Source organism: Salinicoccus albus DSM 19776, from assembly GCF_000385175.1.
GTDB lineage: Bacteria > Bacillota > Bacilli > Staphylococcales > Salinicoccaceae > Salinicoccus > Salinicoccus albus.
The window spans coordinates 45,114-61,873 of sequence record NZ_ARQJ01000031.1 but is presented as its reverse complement, the minus strand read 5'-3'; the positions used below and the strand labels follow the sequence as shown (position 1 = coordinate 61,873).

19 protein-coding genes are annotated in these 16,760 nt (G+C 45.8%); 14 read left to right on the top strand and 5 right to left on the bottom strand.

Annotated elements, in window-relative coordinates:
• Positions 1-3: 3 nt before the first annotated feature.
• Positions 4-1,254: a YeeE/YedE family protein gene (locus tag G343_RS0110690; RefSeq protein ID WP_020008142.1), complete on the bottom strand. Its 1,251-nt coding sequence runs from the start codon at positions 1,252-1,254 to the stop codon at positions 4-6.
• A 242-nt stretch (positions 1,255-1,496) separates the two neighbouring features.
• Here G343_RS0110690 and G343_RS0110685 point away from each other — a divergent pair, with 242 nt between their 5' ends.
• The 6 genes from G343_RS0110685 (at position 1,497) to G343_RS0110660 (ending at position 5,918) form a co-directional block, all read left to right on the top strand.
• A complete protein-coding gene (locus G343_RS0110685) occupies positions 1,497-1,907 on the top strand; it encodes an Ig-like domain-containing protein (RefSeq protein ID WP_020008141.1) in 411 nt (136 codons plus the stop codon).
• Positions 1,908-2,118: 211 nt separating this feature from the next.
• Positions 2,119-3,060, top strand: a complete 942-nt coding sequence (locus G343_RS0110680) for an ornithine cyclodeaminase family protein (protein ID WP_020008140.1) — start codon at positions 2,119-2,121, stop codon at positions 3,058-3,060.
• Between the two features lie 172 nt (positions 3,061-3,232).
• On the top strand, positions 3,233-3,541 hold the full coding sequence (locus G343_RS0110675) for a PadR family transcriptional regulator (RefSeq protein WP_020008139.1): 309 nt from the start codon (positions 3,233-3,235) through the stop codon (positions 3,539-3,541).
• A gap of 16 nt (positions 3,542-3,557) precedes the next feature.
• Positions 3,558-4,733, top strand: a complete 1,176-nt coding sequence (locus G343_RS0110670; protein ID WP_020008138.1) for a chromate transporter — start codon at positions 3,558-3,560, stop codon at positions 4,731-4,733.
• A 19-nt stretch (positions 4,734-4,752) separates the two neighbouring features.
• Entirely contained in the window at positions 4,753-5,160 is a 408-nt protein-coding gene (locus G343_RS0110665) for a GNAT family N-acetyltransferase (protein WP_020008137.1), read from the top strand.
• A gap of 122 nt (positions 5,161-5,282) precedes the next feature.
• On the top strand, positions 5,283-5,918 hold the full coding sequence (locus G343_RS0110660; protein ID WP_020008136.1) for a hypothetical protein: 636 nt from the start codon (positions 5,283-5,285) through the stop codon (positions 5,916-5,918).
• A gap of 199 nt (positions 5,919-6,117) precedes the next feature.
• On the opposite strand, the gene isaB is transcribed toward G343_RS0110660, so the two are convergent.
• The gene (gene isaB, locus G343_RS0110655) at positions 6,118-6,663 is read right to left on the bottom strand and encodes an immunodominant staphylococcal antigen IsaB family protein (protein ID WP_020008135.1); all 546 of its coding nucleotides are present in this window, start codon (positions 6,661-6,663) and stop codon (positions 6,118-6,120) included.
• A gap of 407 nt (positions 6,664-7,070) precedes the next feature.
• On the opposite strand from isaB, the gene G343_RS0110645 reads away from it, so the two are divergent.
• The 8 genes from G343_RS0110645 to G343_RS0110610 all read left to right on the top strand — a co-directional run bounded on the left by G343_RS0110645 (position 7,071) and on the right by G343_RS0110610 (position 14,995).
• On the top strand, positions 7,071-7,757 hold the full coding sequence (locus G343_RS0110645; protein WP_020008133.1) for a winged helix-turn-helix domain-containing protein: 687 nt from the start codon (positions 7,071-7,073) through the stop codon (positions 7,755-7,757).
• An 80-nt stretch (positions 7,758-7,837) separates the two neighbouring features.
• Positions 7,838-8,761 (top strand): ABC transporter ATP-binding protein, encoded by a 924-nt coding sequence (locus G343_RS0110640; RefSeq protein WP_020008132.1) that lies wholly within the window; start codon positions 7,838-7,840, stop codon positions 8,759-8,761.
• A complete protein-coding gene (locus G343_RS0110635; protein ID WP_020008131.1) occupies positions 8,754-9,521 on the top strand; it encodes an ABC transporter permease in 768 nt (255 codons plus the stop codon). Before G343_RS0110640 ends, G343_RS0110635 begins: the two co-directional genes overlap by 8 nt.
• A 20-nt stretch (positions 9,522-9,541) precedes the next feature.
• A complete protein-coding gene (locus G343_RS0110630; protein ID WP_020008130.1) occupies positions 9,542-10,474 on the top strand; it encodes a sensor histidine kinase in 933 nt (310 codons plus the stop codon).
• A gap of 32 nt (positions 10,475-10,506) precedes the next feature.
• Positions 10,507-11,169, top strand: coding sequence for an O-methyltransferase (locus G343_RS0110625; RefSeq protein ID WP_020008129.1), 663 nt, complete (start codon positions 10,507-10,509; stop codon positions 11,167-11,169).
• A gap of 90 nt (positions 11,170-11,259) precedes the next feature.
• On the top strand, positions 11,260-12,585 hold the full coding sequence (locus G343_RS0110620; RefSeq protein WP_020008128.1) for an FAD-dependent oxidoreductase: 1,326 nt from the start codon (positions 11,260-11,262) through the stop codon (positions 12,583-12,585).
• A gap of 79 nt (positions 12,586-12,664) precedes the next feature.
• Positions 12,665-13,360 (top strand): DUF998 domain-containing protein, encoded by a 696-nt coding sequence (locus G343_RS0110615; RefSeq protein WP_020008127.1) that lies wholly within the window; start codon positions 12,665-12,667, stop codon positions 13,358-13,360.
• Between the two features lie 222 nt (positions 13,361-13,582).
• On the top strand, positions 13,583-14,995 hold the full coding sequence (locus G343_RS0110610) for a YfcC family protein (protein ID WP_020008126.1): 1,413 nt from the start codon (positions 13,583-13,585) through the stop codon (positions 14,993-14,995).
• Positions 14,996-15,257: 262 nt separating this feature from the next.
• Here G343_RS0110610 and G343_RS0110605 read toward each other — a convergent pair whose 3' ends face one another.
• From G343_RS0110605 to G343_RS0110595, 3 genes are all read right to left on the bottom strand, one after another.
• Positions 15,258-15,689 carry a TraB/GumN family protein gene (locus tag G343_RS0110605; RefSeq protein WP_020008125.1) on the bottom strand — a complete coding sequence of 144 codons (432 nt, stop codon included), beginning with the start codon at positions 15,687-15,689 and terminating at the stop codon, positions 15,258-15,260.
• A 157-nt stretch (positions 15,690-15,846) separates the two neighbouring features.
• Complete coding sequence (locus G343_RS0110600) at positions 15,847-16,146, bottom strand: type II toxin-antitoxin system RelE/ParE family toxin (protein ID WP_020008124.1); 300 nt, start codon at positions 16,144-16,146, stop codon at positions 15,847-15,849.
• 2 nt (positions 16,147-16,148) lie between these two features.
• Positions 16,149-16,496 (bottom strand): AbrB/MazE/SpoVT family DNA-binding domain-containing protein, encoded by a 348-nt coding sequence (locus G343_RS0110595; RefSeq protein ID WP_020008123.1) that lies wholly within the window; start codon positions 16,494-16,496, stop codon positions 16,149-16,151.
• Positions 16,497-16,760: the final 264 nt, after the last annotated feature.

Sequence of the window (16,760 nt, the reverse complement as noted above, 5' to 3'; positions counted from 1 at the left end):
AAGCTAACATACCGAATCATTGGATTTTGGTACGGACAGCCCGAACAGTGGTCTTAGGTACAACGCCAGGAATGTGCCGGCTAAAGCAAGGATTCCCCAGATGTAGCCGTGAAGGCTGAATGATGCGATACCGCCGAAATAGGCACCGATGTTACAGCCGAAGGCGAGGCGCGCCCCGTAGCCCATGAGCAGACCGCCGATGACTGAGGCAAAGAAGTTGCCTTTATTGATCTTAGTGAATTTGAACAGGCCGCCTGCAGCTGATGCGAGGAAAGCCCCTAAGATCACGCCGAAGTTCAACACGGTTGTGGAGTCGGCAAAGATTGAGGATTGCAGCGCAGTTGCTGCCTCTCCCTGCCAGTAGCCCCAGCTGGCTACATCGAAGCCAAGGAAGTCTGCAACTTTGGATCCCCACAGCGCAAATGCTGAAGTGATTCCCCAAGGCTGACCGCGTGTCATGAGTGTTAAAGCGTTTAATACAGCAAGTGCGATGGCAGCTGCAAAAAGCGGCCATGAACCTCTGAAAATTCTTTTCCATCCTGTGGTGGAAGGGAGCGGTGCTGTTTTTGGCGCATTTTTCCTCTTTTCGATGATAATCGTCGCCAGTGCCACCAGACCGAAAATGATCAGGGAGACAATCCAGGCACCGCCGTAGCCGAGTCCTGTGGAAGTTGCGAGCGATACCGGCTCGGCAGACGGCAGATCTTCGGTCCAGAACGGCAGATGCGCAGCGCCAATCGTCGCGCCGATGATGAAGAAAAGCAGCGTAATGAACATGACGGTACGTCCGCCGCCGATGGCATACAGTGTGCCGGAAGCACATCCGCCGCCGAGCTGCATGCCAATGCCGAACAAGAAGGCGCCGACGATCAGGCTGACCCCGACAGGGGAGACATAACCGGAGACTTCAGCGCCAAAGAACGAAATTCCGAAGGCAAGTATCGGTGCGAATAAAGTGGCCGCCACCGCCAGCATCAGCATATGCGCCCTTAACGACTTTCCGTTGCCGACAGCCATGAACCTTCTGAAGGCCGAAGTGAAGCCAAATCTGGCATGGAATAATGTGTAGCCCAGCAGCAATCCAATTACCATCAGTACAGGCTGAATAATACTTTGTGTCGCTGCCAGATAAGCGAATAATACGAGGCTGACCAGGATACCGCCGCCAATCAGCCATTTCTGCGGGTCTTTTAATGCTTCAGCTCTATAGACCGGATCTTTTTGTTCACTGACCGGTTGAACCTGCGTACTCATCTATAATCATCCTTTATCAGAGTTTTTAAGTCGGAATTCTAATAGTATATATTACAGGTATGATTTAGTCAATGAAAAAATCCCAGATATTTTACTGGACCATTGTTACCAGACACTTTCTCTTTCACGAGGGAGTGTCTTTTATATATGAGGAAAATAGCGTGAGCATATAATTATTTGACTTAAAAATGCTGAGGATGCATTCTGTAGTTTACGGATTTTTCTCAGAGGAGTGATTTTTGGTGAGCTATTACACTAGGGACGAAGTGGGCGGCAAAAGTTTTATCTTTGCGATCATCGGCGCACTGCTTGCAGCGGTATCCGCTATGCCCGCGTACGGGACGGTTCAGGCAGAGGATATCAGCAGCGTGGTGGATACAGAGTCCGTAGCTACGGAGATGCAGGCCATTTACATCGATGCGAACGTTGTCAGTGAGACCGGTTCCGACGGCACAAAAGTGACGGGGGAAACCGTGCCGGGAGCGGAAGTTGAAGTGACTTACCCGGAGACATCGTTTAGCACTGCTGCCGGTCAGGATGGTAAATTCGAATTGGATTCACTGCCTGCACTCAAAGATGGTGATGAAGTGCAGGTATCCGCCACTAAAGGTGAGCAGAACTACCAGATCATCTTCAATTACCAGGAGCAATAAATTACAGGGTTTGGCGCAGCTGCTATAAAAATAATTGACAGCGACAGAAAAACACTTTAAAGTCGTCTCTACCAGTAGAAATGTGTTTACTAAGGGCTGTGCAGAAATCAAATGTGATTTCTGTATGGCTCTTTCTTATATGGTGTATTGTTGACGTCCAATTCTGAAAATTATACTATTGATATAACTTTACATAATGAAGGGGTTAAAGATGATCAGGCTTACAGATGAACAGATACAGGAAAAATATTCGGTTGCGCATGCGATTGAGGATGTAAAAAGCATTCTGCAGGATTTGAGGGATGATCAGATTGTTCAGTCCGTAAGAACTGTGCTGCCGGCAGGTGGTGCTTCATCCATGCTCTATATGCCGTGCATCAGTAAAGCGGCCAAAACGTCCATCATTAAGACTGTATCCATCTTCCCGGACAATGATGCGCTGCCGACCACACAGGGGAATATATTACTCACGGATCTGACAGACGGCAGGCATCAGGCGACGATGGACGCTTCGTATTTAACTCGTCTGCGGACCGGTGCAATGACAGCTATAGCGACAGATAAACTGGCCCGTCATGATGCCAGCGTGCTCGGTGTTATCGGTACAGGCAATATGGCGTTCGAACAGGTTCTGGGCGTTTTGGAAGTGAGAAACGTTAAAAAGATTGTTTTATTCAACAGGACTTTAGAAAAGGCGCGTAGATTCAAAAAACGACTGAGCGCGTCCAGCGTTCAGGCTGACATAAAAGTTGTGGACGATGTGTCTATGCTGGCCGATGACAGTGATATCATTAATTGTGCCACACAATCCATGCATCCTGTGTTTGAAGGTGCTGATTTAAAACCGGGCACGCACGTCAACGGCGTCGGCTCATTCAAATCATCCATGAGAGAAATGGATGTGGAAACCATCCGGCGTGCCGGTCAAATTTACGTTGATGACGTGGATGCCGTCAGGGAAGAAGCAGGGGAGTTGATCCATGCGGTAAAAAATGCCGTGATCAGCTGGGACGACATCCGCGGATCGCTGGCCGACATTTTCGATGGCGGAGACTTGAGAATTGATGATAAGGAAATCACATTATATAAATGTGTCGGTGCCGGGTACTTCGATCTTGCGGTTGCAAGCGGTGTGATGAAACAATTTGGATGAACGCAAAAAGATGCAAAACCCTTGTTAATGAGGGTTTTGCATTTTTTTGCGTTTTGAATTTAACCGTTTGTTAAGATTCTGTAAATATTATATTCTTTAAAATTTTGTATGTTATATTATTGATATCGAAATCCAATATTGAAATTCGATATCGATTTTGGGAGGAGCTTAATTGGAAGATAAAGTGTTAAGAAAATTATTCTTAGGATTCATACACATTCATATTCTCCATCATGCCAGCGAACATCCGATCTACGGCACGTGGATGGCAGAGGAGTTAAAAAGCCATGGATACAGTATCAGCGCAGGCACGCTTTACCCGATTCTGCATTCAATGGAAGCCGATGGTCTCCTGACTCGTGAGGACAGGAATGTCGAAGGCCATATCAGGAAGTACTACACAGTAACTGACAAAGGAAAAGACATTCTGGCAGAAGCACGTGCAAAAGCGTACGAGCTGTTCAGGGAAATAAAAGACTGATCACCGGGAGGATATAATGCATACTTTAAAAACGTTATTCGAAATTTTAATTGTTTCCACCCGTCTGGGCTTGACGTCTTTCGGCGGGCCGACGGCTCATTTGGGATATTTTCATGAAGAATATGTACGCAGAAGACAATGGATGGATGAGAAAGGGTATGCGGATCTGGTCGCTCTGGCTCAATTCCTGCCCGGCCCGGCGAGTTCACAAGTCGGCATCGGTATCGGTGTGATGCGCGGCGGGGTGCTGGGCGGCATCACTTCGTTCATTGGCTTTACGCTGCCGTCGGTGATTGTGCTGGTTGCATTTGCATTACTGCTGGCTGAATACGATGCTGCTGACGCCGGATGGCTGCAGGGGCTGAAGATCGTCGCCGTGGCTGTTGTGGCGAATGCGATCATTGGTATGGCATCAAAGCTGGCCCCGGACTTGCGGCGCAAGGCCATCGTTCTGTTTGCGCTGATCGGTACGCTCTTGTGGCAGACAGCATTCACACAGGTCGGTGTCATCCTCATCGCTGCACTGATCGGCTTTTTGTTATACAAAAATTATGAGGATAGCGGAGGTGAAATATCCAAGTTTCCAATATCCAGGACATTTAGTGCCATATGTCTGATACTTTTTTTCATATTGCTGTTCTCTTTGCCAGTGTTAAGAGAAGTCACAGGTTCTTATTGGGTGTCTGTCATGGACAGTTTCTACCGCGCAGGCTCCCTGGTGTTCGGCGGCGGACACGTCGTTCTGCCGCTGCTTGAACAAGAAGTTGTACCGTCCGGCTGGGTGAGTGAAGAAGAATTCCTTTCGGGCTACGGTGCAGCACAGGCGGTGCCCGGTCCTTTATTCACCTTTGCTGCATATCTGGGGACGGTGATGAACGGATGGTTCGGCGGGCTGTTCGCCACATTTGCGATATTTTTACCTGCGTTCCTGCTCATATTCGGTGCGCTGCCGTTCTGGGACAGACTGAGAAGTAACCCGAATATCAAAGGCGCAATCATGGGTGTCAACGCTGCGGTTGTGGGTATCTTGATATCGGCTTTCTATACGCCGATCTGGACGAGCTCGATACTGAGACCGGCGGACTTTGCCCTGGCGGCTGTGCTCTTTGCCATGCTGGCGTACTGGAAATTGCCGCCGTGGGTGGTTGTGGTGTCCGGTGCTGCCGGCGGTATGTTAATATCATTGATATAACCTGACGGGGGCTGGATGTATGGAAATTCGCGATTTATCAAAAGAGGACTTGAGAGTCATTGAACGGGGCCTTGAACGGTATAATGAGAAATATATGCCGGACGGTCCGGACGGGAGCGTGCAGATCGGCCTGTATGATGGAGATAATCAATTCATCGGCGGGGTGGATGCTGAAATGACAGTGGATACCCTCCTGTACGTTTCCACACTGTATGTCAAAGATGAATATCGCGGCCGGGGTGCCGGGACTGCTTTAATGAAGGAAGTGGAGCGTCAAGCGATTGAAATCGGTGCCGAAATCATCCGTCTGGACAGCTTTTCATGGGAAGGCGTCGGTTTTTATGAAACGCTTGGATACGAAGTGATCGGGGCGTTTGAAATCCGGGCAGGGTTTAAAGAATACTTTTATATGAAGAGGCTGAAATGAGCGGGAGACCGCTCATTTTTATTTGAATGATGTGTTGCTTTTCAGCATAAGGGGAATAGTGTATAGATGGAAACGGTAAATAAACAAAAAAATTTTCTGAGAACGGAGATTGGAGCGGTTATTTGAATCCTTTGGTATATATTGTAGGTGTTTTTCTGCGTCCGGTTCAGACGATAAAAGATGAAAATGCAGTGCCGCTCACAGGCTCATTGATGATGCCGATTATTCTGATGATGGTGTTATCTCTTTATACAACGGGAGTTTCTGAAATTATAATCAGGTATATCGTTCCTGAACAAGTGTCATTCAGTGCGTCTGTGTTTGTGATCGGTCTGTCTTTTTTCATCTGGATCCTGCTCTTTTTTGCTGCAGGTTTTTACAGCCTGTATCTCCCCGTAAAGATACTTAATGGATATCCGCCAAGTCATAGAAAGGCCATGCATGATCATGGTGTCATCAACATCTGGTGTCTATCCATATTATTGGTGATATGTGTGAGTGTGTTAGGATTCGCTGTCATACTGCCGACGACTATAGCAAATCTGATCATCCTGGGCGGAGTCATTTTGATAGTGCTCGATATGGCAGCATACTTTGTCCTCTCATGCATGACTTTTTTCAGATACAGCAAGGCGCCGGGATACAAGCGGTATAAAACCCTCGCACCGGCAGTCAGTGCCATCGCATTTTTTCTGGTCGGCATACTCTTTTTAAATCCGGTCGTCTTCCCTGGCTTGTATGCACTGCTTTTTGGCTGAATGGTTCATTTTTAATACTAATGGATGCCAGCGAATGCGAAACAGCACTTCAAATGTAGACTTAACAGTCATTCAAAAATGCGTTCGATGTCTATTAAAAGTCTAACGGTCATCCAGGGATGCGTTCGATGACTGTTAAATACTAAATCTATTTACAATGAAAAATACCGCCCTGATGATGGGCGGTATTTTAATACTATTACGATTGATTCATCAAGTTTCCGCCATACCGGACTTCTGTGACGAATCCGTCCCTGGTCATGAACTGGATGTTCTGATCGCCGATGCTGTAAGTGTAGAAGGCGATGTCATTCAATGGATCTGATTCAGTATTTTCCGGCTCGCCATAGGCGTTGAATAATTGGGCTTGTGAAACTTCACCTGATTCTACAGGGAAGCTGACGCCGAGTGCTTCCCCGTCATCATACTTGAGGATGTGCTGGTCTCCAGTCCTGAGTGGTGTATAGTTCTCGCTATGTGCCTCAAATGTGTCCTGGCTGCCATCGATTTCATAACCGTTGATAGTGAAATTCTGGTTTTCAACGGCATTGATGAAATCTTCATTTAATATGAAACTGCCGTCATGTCCCGTATTTCCCTGATAGTCGTACCAGGGTTCTGTATATGTGCCTGTCTCATTTGCTTTTGCTTCATTGCCGCTTCCCTGATCGAGTGCGACGGTCACACCGAGCATAACCGTAATGCCCAATAATGCCGATGTAAAAACACGTGTTAAATGCTTCATATAAAAATCCCTCCTTCAATAAAAATACCCGTTTAGATACACTTTAATTATTTTTAGCCGCGATAATAAATAAAATATAGAGATCGACACAAATATGTTAAATTGTGTATAATTACATTATGAAGTCCCGGTGTGTGGCGGTAAAGTGATGCGTCAAACGGCTCCAACAGAATGGGGGGTTATGGCGGATGCTTCAGTGATCTTGATGACTATATCTGGGAAGTGGCTTACGGCGAAGAATGGACGTTTGATGACAATGATATGTTGATTATATAGGCATGATAAGTTTCGGATTATTCCTATATAAATAATCTGTGGGGCCCAGTCCCGCACGGTTTATACAAATCGTTGCATTGCTGCTTTTTGTTCATGTATTCTGGGTTTAAAATTCTGGTGAGGTAATGCATATGGCTAAAAAGATTCTGATCGCTGAAGATGATAACGACATCAATCAGCTGCTGAGTAAAATCATTAAGAAGCATGGATTTACACCCCGTTCTGTCTATTCCGGGACGGAAGCGACGCTCTACCTTGAAAAAGAGAAATGGGATTTGATACTGCTTGATTTGATGCTGCCGGGAAAATCCGGGGAAAATATTCTTTTGGAGGCTGCTGGCGGGATACAGACGCCAGTGATCATCATTTCCGCCAAGGATGCACAGAAAACGAAAGTAGAGATGCTCCGTCTGGGCGCGGATGATTTTATCACTAAACCGTTTGACATTGAAGAAGTCTCCGCCAGGATTGAGTCAGTGCTGAGGCGATACGAGAGAAGCGGGATAAAGGATCCGGCTGAAAAGCTGGCTTTTAAAGATATAATAGTGGACCCGGAGGCTATGAAAGTGACGGTTGGAGGTCAGGCCCTCCCGCTCACAGCCAGAGAATACAGGATCATCGACCTGTTGGTCCGCTCGCCGGATAAAGTTTTCTCCAAAGCCAATATATTTGAAAGTGTCTGGAAAGAACCGTTTCACGGGGATGTGAACACAGTCAATGTACATGTGAGTCATCTCAGGACGAAGCTTGCGGAAGCAAATCCGGATGAGACATATATTGAAACGGTCTGGGGCATGGGTTACAGTATGAAAACTTAATGGTTTCTTAAGGATTCACTTATGACCTTCTTAATACTAAACATTTATACTCAGTGTATCGCTGTTAAGGAGGATGAAAAATGAGTGACTTTATATTAAGGACGAAACAGCTCACTAAGACGTATAAAAATCATCATGCTGTCGATCAGGTAGAGCTGACAATCCGAAAAGGGGATATCTATGGTTTTATCGGACAGAACGGTGCAGGTAAATCGACGATGCTGCGTCTTGTGACAGGACTCGGGTTTCCAACGGATGGAACAATGGAACTGTTTGGGAAAGATGCGGATAAAAGCTTGAATGAAGCACAGAAACGGATGGGGGCCATCATTGAAAGTCCGGCACTGTTTATGAACATGACCGCACATGAAAATCTCGAAGTTCACAGGAGACAGAAGGGAGTCCCCGGCGTCTCATGTATCGAGGAAACTTTGAAGCTCGTTGAGCTGACGGATACCGGACGTAAAAAGGTGAAGAACTTTTCACTCGGGATGAAACAGCGGCTGGGTCTGGCGATTGCACTGCTGAGTGACCCTGAATTTCTGATCCTGGATGAGCCCACGAACGGGCTCGACCCGATCGGCATCGTTGAGCTGCGGGAATTGATCAAAAAGTTGAATCGCGACAAAGGATTGACGGTTTTGATTTCCAGTCATATTCTGGGAGAACTTTATCAGCTTGCCACTACTTACGGCATCATCCATGAAGGGAGATTGATCGAAGAATTGACGCTTCGGGAACTGGATGAGAAATGCAGCCAGCATCTGAAGATCAAAGTGGATGATGCAGATTCAGCAGCGGCGGTAATCGAAGCGCAGCTTTCTACAACAAATTTCGACGTGATGCCGGACGGCATCATCAACCTTTACGGGCATTTGGAGGACGTCCGTGAAGTGTCGAAGGTACTGACAGGCAATGGACTGATCATAGAACATCTGTCACGGAACGGAGACAGCCTGGAAAGCTATTTCTCAAAACTTGTGGGGGATGGGCGGAATGCTTAATTTGATCAGTGCTGAAATGTTTAAACTAAAAAAGAATAAATCGTTCTGGGTAATATTATTTGTCTCCCTTGGTCTGAGTGCCCTGATGCATTATCTCATCATCACAGATTGGTGGCTGATCTCCAATACACCATTCGATGCTGCGGCATTAAGTGATTTGAATGCTTTATCCATGTTCGTCATCCCAATCTATTTCAACCTTATGACCGGGTCACTGGCGGCATTCTATATATCTACCGAATTCGGCACGGACGGGGTCATCAAGAATCAGATCCTCAGCGGCCGGCAACGGGCAGCCGTCTACCTGTCCAAGTTCATTGTGTATACCGGCGGCAGTGTGGCCATTGCCGTGTTGTGTCCCTTATTGACAGGGGTGCTGCTGAATATACTGATGGGGAATGCGGACATATTTACAGGTGAGAATATCATGTTTCTTGTACGGGCATTTCTGCTGTTCACGATGCAATTTGCTGCTTTTTGTGCGATAATTCTGCTGCTGGCGATCATGAGCGAAGACAGTGGGAAAACAATTATATTATCCATATTGCTGACGCTCGTGATGTTTGCCGCAGAGCGGTTCAATATGGGTGGAATATTGAATACCATTTACGATTATTCCATTTTCCAGCAGTTCAACCTGGTGTTTGATGTTTCAATGACCGCAGGCGGGATCATTGAAGCACTGACGGTTGGCGGCATAACGATTGTGGTGGTGCTGGTTCTCGGTATGTTCATATTTGACAGAAAAGAAATTAAATAATTTTGAGGCGGGTGCTCTGAATGCTATACATTTTAATCTTTATGACGATTGTGTCAGCATATCTCGGCGCCCGTCTGTTTATTTTCAAGAAAGAAATTAAAAATGTGAACCGCCAGCTCGGCCAATATAATCATTTTGAAACTGAGAAAAAAATCGATGTCAATCTGCTGGATCGGGATATCGAGGCGCTTGGTTCTGAGACGAACAGACTGATCGATCATTTCGTGAAGGCACAACGTGACAAAATTCGTTCGGATAAGGAATTGAAGGATGCGGTGGCCAACATTTCCCATGATCTCCGGACCCCGCTGACCTCCATCAAAGGATACATACAAATGGCGGAAGCGGCAGATCTGCCTGAAGACGAGCGGGCCGAGTATCTGGCAATCGTGTCAGAACGGGCAAAACGGCTTGAACACCTTGTCAACGATTTCTTTGAACTCAGTAAGATCGACACAGGTGACTACCAGTTATCCCCGGAGACATTTGATCTCGCTGGTCAAGTCGGGGAGGTGCTGCTCGGTTTCTATAAGAGTTTCAAGACAGAAGGGCTCGAGCCGGTGGTCGAACTGCCTGATAGGGAATTGACTGTCACAGCTGATAGATCCGCGGTGACGAGAGTACTGGAAAATCTGATCATGAATGCAGTCAAATACAGTGACGGTGATGTGAAAATTGGAACAGAAGAGACTGTTGATGCTGTGAAGCTTTATGTCAAAAACAGTACCGAACTGAAGGATGCAGTTGATCCGGAGCGGTTTTTCGACCGGTTTTACATTGCAGATCAATCCCGGGCGGACAAAAGTACAGGGCTTGGTTTGTCCATCGCCAAAAGTTTGATGGAGAAGATGGGCGGGGAGATCCATGCACATTATTCTCCCGGATATCTGACGATTGAATGTGTATGGTATCAGCGGGGACATGATCAAATTATCGGTTTGAGGAATAAATGATACGGGAATTCTTCAACCACGGAGGGATTCACATGAAAGACACATGGGAAGATGTGGATGAATACTTTGATGATAAGCTTCATGTATCGGATGAAATCACTGAATCTATATTGGAAAAAAATGAGGCAAACGGTTTGCCGGCGATTGAAGTGGCCGGCGCCCACGGCAAGATGCTGTATCTGATGGCGAAGATGAAAAATGCGAAAACAATACTGGAAATTGGTACACACGGCGGCTTCAGCTCGGTCTGGCTGGGCCGGGCACTGTCGGAAGACGGTCAGATGGCCACGCTTGAATTCAATGCGGCGCATGCAGACGTCGCAGAAGAAAATATCTTTAATGCCGGATTAGCCGACAAAGTGAAAGTTTACAGAGGCAGTGCGCTCGATACACTCCCTTCATTGATGGAAAAAGGGTATCGTCATTTTGACTTCGTGTTCATCGATGCGGATAAGGAGAACTACCCGGCATATATCAGATGGGTGCTTGAATTCTCCAAGACTGGGACAGTTATTGTTGCAGATAATGTGGTGAGAAACGGCAGAGTGGTCGATGATGAGACTGAAGAGGCTCAAGTACCGTATATCCGGGAATTTATCGACATCATTTCAAATGACCCCCGCATTGAAGCGACAGCCCTTCAGACAGTGAGCGGCAAAGGTTATGATGGTTTTCTGATCGGTGTCGTGAGATAAGGGCGGCAGTGCGCCGGATTAAAATCTCAGCTTTTGGGGTAGAGGCTGAATGCATGTATGAATATTAACTTTTGAAGGAGATGTATTGCTTTGGCACATTTTGACGCTCTGATCATTGGTTTTGGGAAAGCTGGCAAGACGCTGGCAGGTGATCTTGCCGAAGGCGGCAGCAAGGTCGCAATGATTGAAAAGGATCCGATGATGTATGGCGGCACGTGTATCAACATCGCCTGTATTCCGACTAAACTGCTGAGTCATGATAGTCTCGCAGGCGTGGAATATTCCCAGGCGGTTGAACGGAAGAATAATACCATACCGAAACTCAGGGATAAAAACTACCATAATCTGGCGGATAATGATAATATCACGGTATTTGACGCTGAAGCCCGCTTTCTGAATGATAAAGAGATAGAAATTGAATCACAGAATGGAGCCGTACAGCAATTGACCGCTGATGACATCTTTATCAATACGGGAGCGGTGACTGCACTGCCCCCGATTGAAGGGGTGGATTCTGATAAAGTATTTACGAGTACTTCCTTAATAGAAGAAACTGTACTGCCGCATAAGCTGACGGTGGTCGGCGGCGGTTATATCGGACTTGAGTTTGCAACGATGTACAATGCATTTGGTTCGGAGGTGACCGTCATCGTCCCAGAGAACGGCTTACTGTTGTCTGAGGATACGGAAATGGCTGAAGCGATCCAGCAGGAGATGGAAAACGCAGGCGTGAAGTTCGTCTTCGGTGAAAAAGCTGAAGCGCTTGAAGACGTCAGTGACTCCGAAATCAAAGTCACTCTGTCAAATAAAGACACGATCACTTCAAACGCAGTCCTGATGGCCACGGGCAGGAAGCCGATGACATACGGCCTTGGGCTTGAGAACACTTCCATTGAATTGTCTGAAGACAAATCTGTGCGTGTCGATAAACACCTCAAGACCAATGTGGATCATATCTGGGCGATGGGTGACGTTAAAGGCGGTATGCAGTTTACGTACACCTCCCTCGATGATTATAGGGTGGTGAAGAGCCGTCTGGCAGATGACGGTGCCTACAATATGGAATCGAGAGCCCACACGCATTATACGATGTTCGTTGATCCGCCGTATTCGAGGATCGGTCTGACTGCCGATGAAGCCAAGGAAGAAGGATATGATGTCGCCGAAGGCAAAGTGGATCTATCCGGGCATCCACGAGCGCATGTGAATAATGATTTGAGAGGTTTATCCAAATCGGTGGTGGATAAGGCATCAGGGAAAATACTCGGAGCAGCCCTTTTCGGTGCAAATGCCGAAGAGCTGATCAACCTCGTGAAACTTGCAATGGATCATGATTTGCCCTATACGGCACTGCGGGATATGATGTACAATCACCCTGTGATGTCCGAATCATTTAATGGATTGTTTAATGTGTAACTGGGTACTGGATAGAAAGAATTCCCTTCAGGTATAATAAGCTTGGAGGGAAATTTTTATAGTGAGGAGGGGATGGACTATGGCTGCATACTATATCATCGCGTTTTTGGCGATGCTGGCGCTGGTTTTTTTTGGAGGAAAGCGGCACCAGTGGCCAAGCGCTAAGCTATTCGGTTTTTTAACATGGATTGTAAGTGTGCTCTATTTCCCGATTGAAGTGGTAGCGATTGCCATATCCCCGGTCCCTTATGATTTTATGACCCAGGCAATGAGCGATCTGGGAATACTGCCATGCGTCAGTGATACATATTTGATTGGTAATCCAGAGATATGTTCACCGTCCAGCGCGTTAATGAACAGTACATTCATAATACAGGGGGTTTTTATCGCTGCGGGCGCAATCATCCTCCATCAATACTGGTCAAATGGCAAGAAAACCAGAGTAGCCGCATGGTTATGGGTCATATATGGACTTGGCTATGCGATGTCCGGTCTCTATCCGTATGATGTGAATTTTTGGCTGCATACCATACCAGCGATTCCGAGCATGTTCCTCCAGATACCTGCAATGTGGATCACCGCCCGGGCAATCAGGGAACGCATGCCAAAACTGTCCCGGCTGACGTATATTTTCATGATCATTTCAGTCATCGCCCTCGCTGCCCTCGTTATCGGCTTGCCGGCCGGTTTAATGCAGCGGATACTATACGCTTCTGTCTGGATATGGATGTGCATCGCCAGCATTACGCTGTGGCAAAGGAATCCCATCAAATAAAAGCCGAATGAAGTGCAAAAGGCAGGCATGCTAAAGACATTGCGATGTTTATCGGAATGTCTTTTTTTAAATACTTACCTTCGTTCGCCGTATTCTTATTTACATTAGATGATGGCTATAGTATTTTATTATATAAATACGGACTATTATGAAAATTATATTGAGAGGTCCATTTCATAATATCTCCACCAAATATATATGGAAGAAAAGGTGAGTGTTTAAATGGCAGAAGATAAACCAAACAGGAAAAAAGGATTTACCATGCCGCATATTTACGTTATTCTATTCACCCTGATAACAATCGGTGTAATTGCTACATATATTGTTCCGGCCGGGAGCTATGAACGTGAAACGGTTGACGGTGTGGACATGATCATACCGGATACATATGGCAATGTTGAACAGACACCTGTCGGTCTCATGGAATATATGACGGCCGTTCCCCGGGGTGTCATTGCCACAATCGAGATTATCTTCGGCATCATGGCGATTGGGGCACTCTTTAAAATTGTAGAGGATGCCGGTATCATCAGGCTGATCATCAACTATTTATCCAGAACATTTTCAAATAAAGGACTGCTGATCATCCCGACAGTGATGATTCCATTGGCTATTTTTGTTGCAGTGACAGGAAATATCGAATCTTCATTGATATTCTTACCAGCGTTGCTGCCACTATTTCTAAAACTCGGTTTTGACAGGATAACTGCTGCTGCAACGACTCTGATTGCGACCGTTACCGGTTTCGCGATAGCCCTGACAGCACCTGCAAATCTGGGGACAGCACAGGCGATCGCTGAACTTCCTTTATATTCCGGTATGGGATACAGAGCGATTCTTCTGACTGTAATGCTGATTGTCGGTATTTTGTTCGTGCTGCGTTACGCGAATAAAGTGAAGAATAACCCGGCAAAAACTTTACAGTCCAATCAAGTGCCGGCGTCAGAATTCATTACAGATGAAGACGATAATCTGGAAGAAGCAACCAGTATACGTACGAAAATTGCCACAGCAATTTTCATATTATCATTTGGCGGCATGTTCTACGGTGTGTTGGTCCACGGCTGGTATTTCACAGAGCTCGCCGGCTTCTACCTGTTCGCAGGAATTATCAGTGGTTTGATTGCCGGAATGGGCCCGTCCAGGATTGCAGACTCCGTTAACGACGGTATAAAGAACATTCTGCTGGGTTCACTGATTGTCGGCGTCGCCAGGGCGATTTCGATTGTCTTGGAAGATGGACAGATCCTTGATACAGTCGTATATGGAATCAGTGTTATGATCACTGCAATTCCTGAGAACCTGGTACCTGTTGTGATGATGATTGCCCAGGGCTTGCTCAATTTCCTGATCCCTTCAGGCAGTGGACAAGCAGCAGCAACCATGCCAATCATGATCGGTGTAGTGGACATCACAGAAATGACAAGACAGAATGCGGTGCTGGCTTTCCAGCTCGGTGATGGTTTCTCAAACATATTCTATCCGACTTCAGGCTATTTCATGGCAGCGCTTGTCATTGCCAAGGTTCAATACACGGACTGGCTTAAATTCATCTGGCCATTCCTCCTTTTAGTATATGGCATCGGGGCAGTAGCTTTGGTTATCGCTCATTTGACAGGGTGGGGGCCGTTCTAAAGCTGATATGATAATAATGAAAGAAGGGTGCAGCATCTCTACTTCGAGACGCTGCATCCTTCTTTCAAATTCATACATCAAAAATCCTAAGTACGTACTTAGAACCCAATAAAATCAAATCAGTATAATTTCAGGGGTCTACCCAGACTATGCTGATAATGAACTTAAAAGTTATTGACTAAAGTTATGAACTGGAACCCACAATCTAGACAGTTTAAAAAGCGTTATGCAGCAAGTAGATGAACTCAGTATTGTACTGGTGTCATTCTTTAATGTGATCAATGTAGATTAGCCCATCAAATTGTTCTTGAGGTACCATTCTATAGCCGTAATATCCCTCCCAATGAACTGTATACTGATTTTCTTCGATAAAATCACTCGTAGCAAAATCTATAAAGATATCTTTTTGAACCTGATTCCCAATATATCCTTCCAAAGTTTTATCTTTGTCTCTTCTCGGTGTTGCATAATCCTCAGGAAGGAGTTCATAATCCTCGGCTTCATTATGAAATAGGCCAGCATTATAAACACTATGTTCACTCTCTCGAAGCAACGCACCAAGTGATTCAACACGCGCATTCATTTTATCCTCAACATATACCTCATTGGTATACTCTATGGAAGTAACATCGTAATTCGAATGAAGGTTTGAAACCCATATAATGGCTTTATCATTACTGTTTATTTGCGCCAATATCTTCTCTGCCATCCCAATTGTAGGTCAAGGGCAGAATAAAAACGTTTTTTCTCTCCCTCGCCTCCTTCTTGATTTACATTTTCTTTATCTGAATAAAATAAAGTGGAAGGCGATTGAACCGCCTTCCGCTCTATTTTACTATGTATAGCAATTACTAAAGGTACCGTTTTAGTTCCTTGTAAAACTGTTCCCGCGTACCTGCATGGAGAATGATGACAGTGCTTCCTATGTCATCTTCTTCAATGGTGTACGCCAACTCGTACCCTGTTTTGTTATGTCGGATATCATACCCATAGACCCATGCGAGGTCTCCTGTTTTCGGTTCGCCTGCCTGATAGGGGTCTAAGCGTATGGTCTCGATCGCATCTTCGTACTTACCTTTGAGCTGTTTGTCTTTGATTTTCTTGAAGAACTTTTTGGCCGGGTTCTGGACTCTCAGTTTCGTTTTTTCCATGGCTATTCGTCCTCGTCGAACAGGTCTGACACAGATTCTACGTCCTCAGCGTTTTCATGAGCATCCTTGAGCCAAGCTTCGACCGCAGGGCGTATGCTATTTTTCCGACGGTTGAATTCCTGGAGCAGTTCGTTCCCTCCATATCCTTCGTCAATCAGGTCTTTCAGAATAAACTCCGAGAAATCGTCATTGGTCTCCCGGACCGGGGTAATCACGATTTTGTTCCCTTCGAGTTCAATATTTGCTTCGGATTTCATTTCGAGATAATCATAATATTCTTTTGGGACGGTGATTTGGCGTTTGTTGGATATAGATATACGGCGTGCTTTTTTTCTAGGTCCTTGAGCCATATCTCCACTCCTCCTTACAGTTTCCTCTATAGCCATTAGTATGCCCCTTCTTTTTCCAAGTATGTACGTTTTCCTAGACACGAGAAACTCATTTCTTTTTTCTAGGATTCCTTGTATTAATTATAATACTACAGCTTAGGATACGCAAATGCTTCCCACGATGACACGGCACACGGAGGACATTCAATGCTCAAGTGGAAACATGAAAAAATCGATTCCTAAACAATAAAATGGAACCGATTTTTCTAGGTGATCTTATTCAAT